Origin of the sequence: Embleya sp. NPDC005575, from assembly GCF_040605455.1 — a bacterium.
Classification (GTDB): Bacteria; Actinomycetota; Actinomycetes; order Streptomycetales; family Streptomycetaceae; genus Embleya.
In genome coordinates this window covers 1-5,444 of record NZ_JBEXCV010000286.1, presented here as the reverse complement: position 1 = coordinate 5,444, position 5,444 = coordinate 1, and the positions used below count along the sequence as shown (strand labels likewise).

5 protein-coding genes and 1 pseudogene are annotated in these 5,444 nt (G+C 72.7%); 3 read left to right on the top strand and 3 right to left on the bottom strand.

The genetic code is table 11. From position 1 onward, the window contains the following. Positions 1-646 precede the first annotated feature (646 nt). Positions 647-1,444: a hypothetical protein gene (locus tag ABZS54_RS41925; RefSeq protein ID WP_355548382.1), complete on the top strand. Its 798-nt coding sequence runs from the start codon at positions 647-649 to the stop codon at positions 1,442-1,444. A gap of 191 nt (positions 1,445-1,635) precedes the next feature. Here ABZS54_RS41925 and ABZS54_RS41920 read toward each other — a convergent pair whose 3' ends face one another. From ABZS54_RS41920 to ABZS54_RS41910, 3 genes are all read right to left on the bottom strand, one after another. Further along, the gene (locus ABZS54_RS41920; protein WP_355548379.1) at positions 1,636-2,067 is read right to left on the bottom strand and encodes an NUDIX hydrolase; all 432 of its coding nucleotides are present in this window, start codon (positions 2,065-2,067) and stop codon (positions 1,636-1,638) included. A gap of 230 nt (positions 2,068-2,297) precedes the next feature. After that, positions 2,298-2,942: a restriction endonuclease gene (locus ABZS54_RS41915; RefSeq protein ID WP_355548376.1), complete on the bottom strand. Its 645-nt coding sequence runs from the start codon at positions 2,940-2,942 to the stop codon at positions 2,298-2,300. Between the two features lie 818 nt (positions 2,943-3,760). Next, positions 3,761-3,970 (bottom strand): hypothetical protein, encoded by a 210-nt coding sequence (locus tag ABZS54_RS41910; RefSeq protein ID WP_355548374.1) that lies wholly within the window; start codon positions 3,968-3,970, stop codon positions 3,761-3,763. Positions 3,971-4,230: 260 nt separating this feature from the next. On the opposite strand from ABZS54_RS41910, the gene ABZS54_RS41905 reads away from it, so the two are divergent. Both ABZS54_RS41905 and ABZS54_RS41900 read left to right on the top strand, forming a co-directional pair. Next, positions 4,231-4,677 carry a hypothetical protein gene (locus ABZS54_RS41905; protein WP_355548371.1) on the top strand — a complete coding sequence of 149 codons (447 nt, stop codon included), beginning with the start codon at positions 4,231-4,233 and terminating at the stop codon, positions 4,675-4,677. A 347-nt stretch (positions 4,678-5,024) separates the two neighbouring features. Continuing rightward, a pseudogene (locus tag ABZS54_RS41900) lies at positions 5,025-5,444 on the top strand (hypothetical protein); the annotation flags it as partial.

Here is a 5,444-nt window from a genome sequence, read left to right as displayed (position 1 = left end):
TGTTCCCCGGTGGAGGGGGCATCGCGGGGGAATCGGATCTCGTCACCTTGGCCGGGGCGAGCGACGACGAGGGAACCCGTCCCCGCTCGTCCGGCCCCTGGCGCGCTCCGCCCACCACGCCGGCAGGGGACCGGACGACGGCCAAGAATCTCTTGCGCAAGCGCAAGAGATAAGCGTATTATGGGCATACGGTCACACACGGCGCGAACCGCGCCTCAGCATCGCGCGCGTCCTGACCGTTCGAACGGCACCACCCGGGCAACCGCAGATCACGAAACGGCTCCCGCCCGGCCCGCCGGCGTCCCACGCCCGCCTCACGGCGGCATCCGAGGCCACCGGCCGCTCGCCCAGATCGGCCCGTTCGAGCATCCTTCCGGAGGCACCGACGGCTCTCCCCGGGTTCCTCGCCCGCACGACCCCGCCGAACGCACAGCGCGCGCAACACCCCACCCGTCTCCTCGCCCCCAACGAACACCTCACCGGCCCCGACACCGTCCCCCTGCGCACCGACCTGACCCGCGCCCGCACCACCGACACCCTCTCCGCGCAGCACCCCGACCACACCTTCCACACCCTCACCCACGTCCTCGCCCACTGGCACGACAGCGGCGCGGACACCACGCCCTTCCGCACCGGCCACGACCTCATGCGCCGCCGCTACGCCCGTCTGGGCCTGCGCCGTCTGCTCCCCGGGGACCGCGTCATGGTCGGGGTGGCATCGACGCGACCGGGCGCGTTCGGCGGGTTCCACCACCCCGATCAGGGCTACCGACACGTGCAGATGCGCGCCCTGATCACCGCCTACGGCCCCATGGACACGGGAGCACCCGCCCACGGGACGCTCGCGGTGCTCGACCTGCTGCGCGCCTACGCCCACGACTGCCTGCACTTCGGGTCCCGCCGGGACTACCACCTCCACGCCGGCGATATCGTCCGCAGCCGCTACGGGCTGAACTTCCGGCGCGCGGGCGGGCGAAGCTACTCCGGTCCCGACCCGGCCGGCGCCGAGACCACCCGCAACATCGGCGTCGTGATGGAGGGGGCGTGCGACCGCGAGGCCCGCACGATCACCCGCCGCGCCGCAGCCCGGCACGACATCACCGCCCGCGACTGCGGCGACGCGATCGCGTTCCGGGACGTCACCGGGCAACTCGACCCCGCCGACCTGTCCACGCTCCTCGCCGAACCCACCCCGGCGGCGACCGAACGGGACGCGTACCTCGTCTCGTTGGCCCGCTACCAGGCGAACGTGAACGCCCGCTACGAACGGTTTTTGACCGAGATCGGCCGCTCCGAGGCGGAGGATCTGCACACGCTGATCCTGACGACGGTGATCGCCGGCGACGTGTCGAGGCTGTGCGAGTGGCTCGACCGCCGCCACGGCCCCGGGACGTTCACCGCACTGTTCCTGTCCCCGGGCTACCTCGCCCCCGAAGCCGCCTAGCTCCGCAACGGCTTGCCGCTCGCCGGCTGACCGCCACCGGCCACACCGCGCACCATCGCAAGCCGGACCCACCCCGCGGGTCCGGCTTCACCCGCGCCCGGACGCGAACGACCCGGGCGGATCACGAGGACCCGAGGCCGCCCGGAAGCATGCCACCCACGCCCGCCCGTCGGGACCGGTGCGCGGCGTGCTCAGGCCGTGCGGGCGGGGTGGTCGAACCATGCCGTCACGGACCGCTTGTAGCCGTCGGGCATGAACAGGCCGGGGATCTCGGTGCGGGTGAACAGGCCGAGCTCGCAGTGCTCGTGGCTGAGGACCGGGGCGGCGTCGGCGTCCGGGAGATGGATGCCGTAGGTGACGATCAGGACGTGGCGCCCGGGCAGAGGTTCGTAGACCCACGTGTCCAACAAGGGCCCGGTCCGAGCCCTCCAGGCGGTCTCCTCCTCGATCTCGCGCACCACGCACTCGGCCGGCCCCTCACCCGACTCCAGTCGCCCGCCCGGCAGTTCCCACTCCCGCCGATCGTTACGCAGCAAAAGCACACGATCGCGGCGGTCGACCACGACGCCCTTGACCGAGACCGGCCACTTACGGGAAGCGGGTGTGTTCACGAATTCCTCCATCTGCTCGGTCGCCGACGCTCGGGAAATCGCCTGCAAAGTCCGCGGCCAAAGGGCCGTGTCAGTCTCCCGCACGACGCCCATGCCCGGGCGGGATTCCACGTTCGCGGGCCGACGACCGGGCCGGCGGGTGCCGGTCACGACCCGGACTTCGGGCGCCGAACCGTCGGACGCGGACGTACGGTTCGTCCCGGTGATCGCCGCTTCCGTGTGCGCCTACGCGGAAGCGGTGGTCAACGGCGAACGGCCCCGACGAACGAGAGGGCGGAGCGCCCCGACAACCACGCCCCGAGGCGGTCCCGGTCGATCAGCACCACGGACTGGGCGACGCCGAGATTCCGGGCCGGGGTGGTGAACACGGTGGTGGTGGCGAAGATCAGGACCTGGGCGCCGTGGACGTGACGTCCCGTGCCGAGGAAGCGCTGCATGTCGGGCGAGCCGACCTTGGAGGTGACCGCGAAGCGTTTGCACTGCACCACGAATCGCCGTCCGTCGGGGAGTAGACCGACAACGTCCGCCCCCAGGTCGCCCGCGCCTCCCGACACCCGCACCCGCGAACACCCGTCCCGCCGACACAGGCCCGCCACCAGGTGCTCGAACTCCCGACCGCTCATGGCGTCCACCCCCGCGAGCGAGACCGCAGCCGACCCCCGCGAGGTCGACCCGCGCCGCAACAGCGGCCGGCGCCCCGACGCGACCCGGTACCACACGAACAGGACGACGCCGGATATGAACAGCAGCGCGGCGACCCAGTAGGAGGCCACCCTCGGGACTCCCAGCGCCTGCGTGGCACCGGTCGACATCAGGCACGCCAACCCCCAGGCTACGGTGAGGAGTTCGCCGGCTGTCAGGTCCTGCTTCTTCTTCCTCTTGCTCAAGGTCTCGGGTCCTCTCGGGCGGTTTCGGGCGGTGGTGACGATGCAGCGCGGCGTGCGGGATCGTGAAGGCGCGGCATGGGGGTATCCGCGACGGCGCGGGACCGGCTGCCCGACGAAAGGCGCGTCGTCGGCGTGCGGACTCGGCGATCGGCCCGGTGACGTCGCGAAGACGGCGCGGAACCACCATGAGGCGGGCGCCCCGGGCAGGCGGGGTCGTGAAGCCCGGTCGGGCGGAGACCGCCGACACGATGCGAAGCCGAGATTCTCCCATCCGGGAGGAGCTCCGGTCGAGATCGCGCCCGGGCGATTCCGAGGTTGCGTGCGGGTGCGAAGCCGCGCGATCACGACTGTTCGGCCACGCCGCCGGGCGCCGACCCGGGCGTCTCACCCGGGACGTGTGACGCAGCGAGGGCCACGGCCGGCTTCACGCCGCGCGGGCCACACCCGGGTCGGACGGCATGGATCGGCCGTGACCCTTCTCCTCGGGTGCCACCGAACGGGCCGGCGAGGAGCGGACGAGCACCCGTCCGTCGGGGCGGTCGAATCGCCGTGCGAGGGGCGAAAGCGTCGATGGCGTCGGACCGGTGTCGCACAACGGCCCGCATGTTCCCCGATGACACCTATCTGTCGAAACTCGGACGACTGACGTACTCCCTGACCCTGGTGGAGAGCACGGCCCTCGCGCACCTGGCGCAACTCCCGGGTCTGCCGCCGGCGTTGACCTCCCGCAAGCTGACCGGCAGGACCCTCGAGGCGATCGCCCGCGCCCTGTCCGACCCGGCCAACCTCGCGAAGGTCACCCAACCTGCCACCCGCACCTACCTGGACGTGGCCGGCGAGGAACTCGCCGCCGCCGCGCGCGCGCGAGCCACGCCGTCGCCCACGCCCGCGCCGCCGAGCACGGCGAGGAGCCCCGTCTGCACCGCCGCCCCGACCACACCACCGCCGGTACCGACATCACCACCACCTGGCTCGGCCGTGCCCAAGCCGACCTGGACGACGCACTGCGCCGTCTCGGGGACACGCATCGCGCGGCCTGACCCCGGGCATGCCGGGATTTGCCGGTGCGGTGCGTGCGCAGGCGCATCGGTCCACCCGGGTCCGCGCCGACGGACCCCCGGATCCGGCCGGCCGCCATGTCGGCCCGCCGATCGGCCCAGCGGTTCCCGACCCCCGATCCGCAGCCTCCCGCCCCGGGCGTTTCCGCGCGGCGCGACCGGGGTCTGCTCGAGGTGTCGGGTCGGGAATCGGGTTGCGTCGGGTGCCGGGGGTGGGGTGGTATCCCGGGATGGGTATGGACGCGGAGGTCATCGTGTTGGCGTTGCACGCGCACGAGGTGATGGAGCCGTTGACGCGCTTCGACGAGAGTCGTCCGTGGCGGGGGCGGTTCGAGGCGATCGAGGTGTTGGGCGGATACGGGTGGGCGGCGGAGTTCCCGCGCCGGAGCGGCAGGACCGGGTTGTTGAGGCATCTGGAGTCCTTGGCGTGGCCGTACCCGGGCAGCGTGCAGGTGTTGATGCACGACGTCGACGACGAGTGTTTCGGCCTGTGGATGCTCCACGACGGGGTGCTGACCGAGGTCCCGCTCCCGCGTACGCGCCGCTTCCATCTCCCGGCGCCGGAGACCCTCGAGTTCCCGCCGCACCCGGGCTTCGTCCTGCGTACCGACGACGGGTCGCGTGCCCTGCCCGAACAGACCCCGCCGCACCTGCGCGACCCCAGACCCGCCTGGTGACGCCGCCGCCGGCGATCGGCGGACTCCCGATCGGATCCGGCGAGTCGGCGGTGCACGGGGTCGGGAGGGAGATCGCGGCACGCTGCGAGCGCCCGGCGGCGGCCGGGCGGAACGCGCCCTGGTCACCGCTTCCCTTCGTGCGGGGGGAAGCCGGGGAGCGCCGGTGCCTTCCCGGCCCGGCCCGGACGGATGTCTCGCACGGCTCGGTGAAGCATCGCGGTGACACCACCCCCGCCACGCGAGAAACCCCCTTTTCCGACTCGACTTCCTTACTGTTCTAGCCGATTCTCGCGTCGGATCACGGTAGGATCGCGGGTGTTGGTGTCGGCTGGGAAAGGGTCGGGCGGATGAGCGACGGAGAGCACACACCGGACGGGGACGCTTCGGGTGGGCTCACGCGCGGTGCGGCCGGTTCGGGTGCGGGGTTCGGGGTGGAGGAGGTCCGCAGGCAGTGGGCGCGGGTGGTGGCCGACGCCGCCGACGGCACCCAGGTGGTGATCCACGCTCCGCACGGGGTGCGTGCGGTGCTGGGCCCGCCCACGCCGGATGTGTTGGCCGCGCAGGGGGAGTTGCCGGCGTTCACGATGACCGCCGCCCGGCAGGGCCTGGGCAACCTGGTACGCGCCGCCGCCGCGGGTACCCCGCAGCTGGTGCTGCGCTACCGCCGCGTCTACGCCCAGATCACCCACACCTCCACCGCACCACACACCACCGGCGCCGGCCCCGCCGCGCCGGCGAGGCGGGCGTCGCCCGGACCGGACACCCCC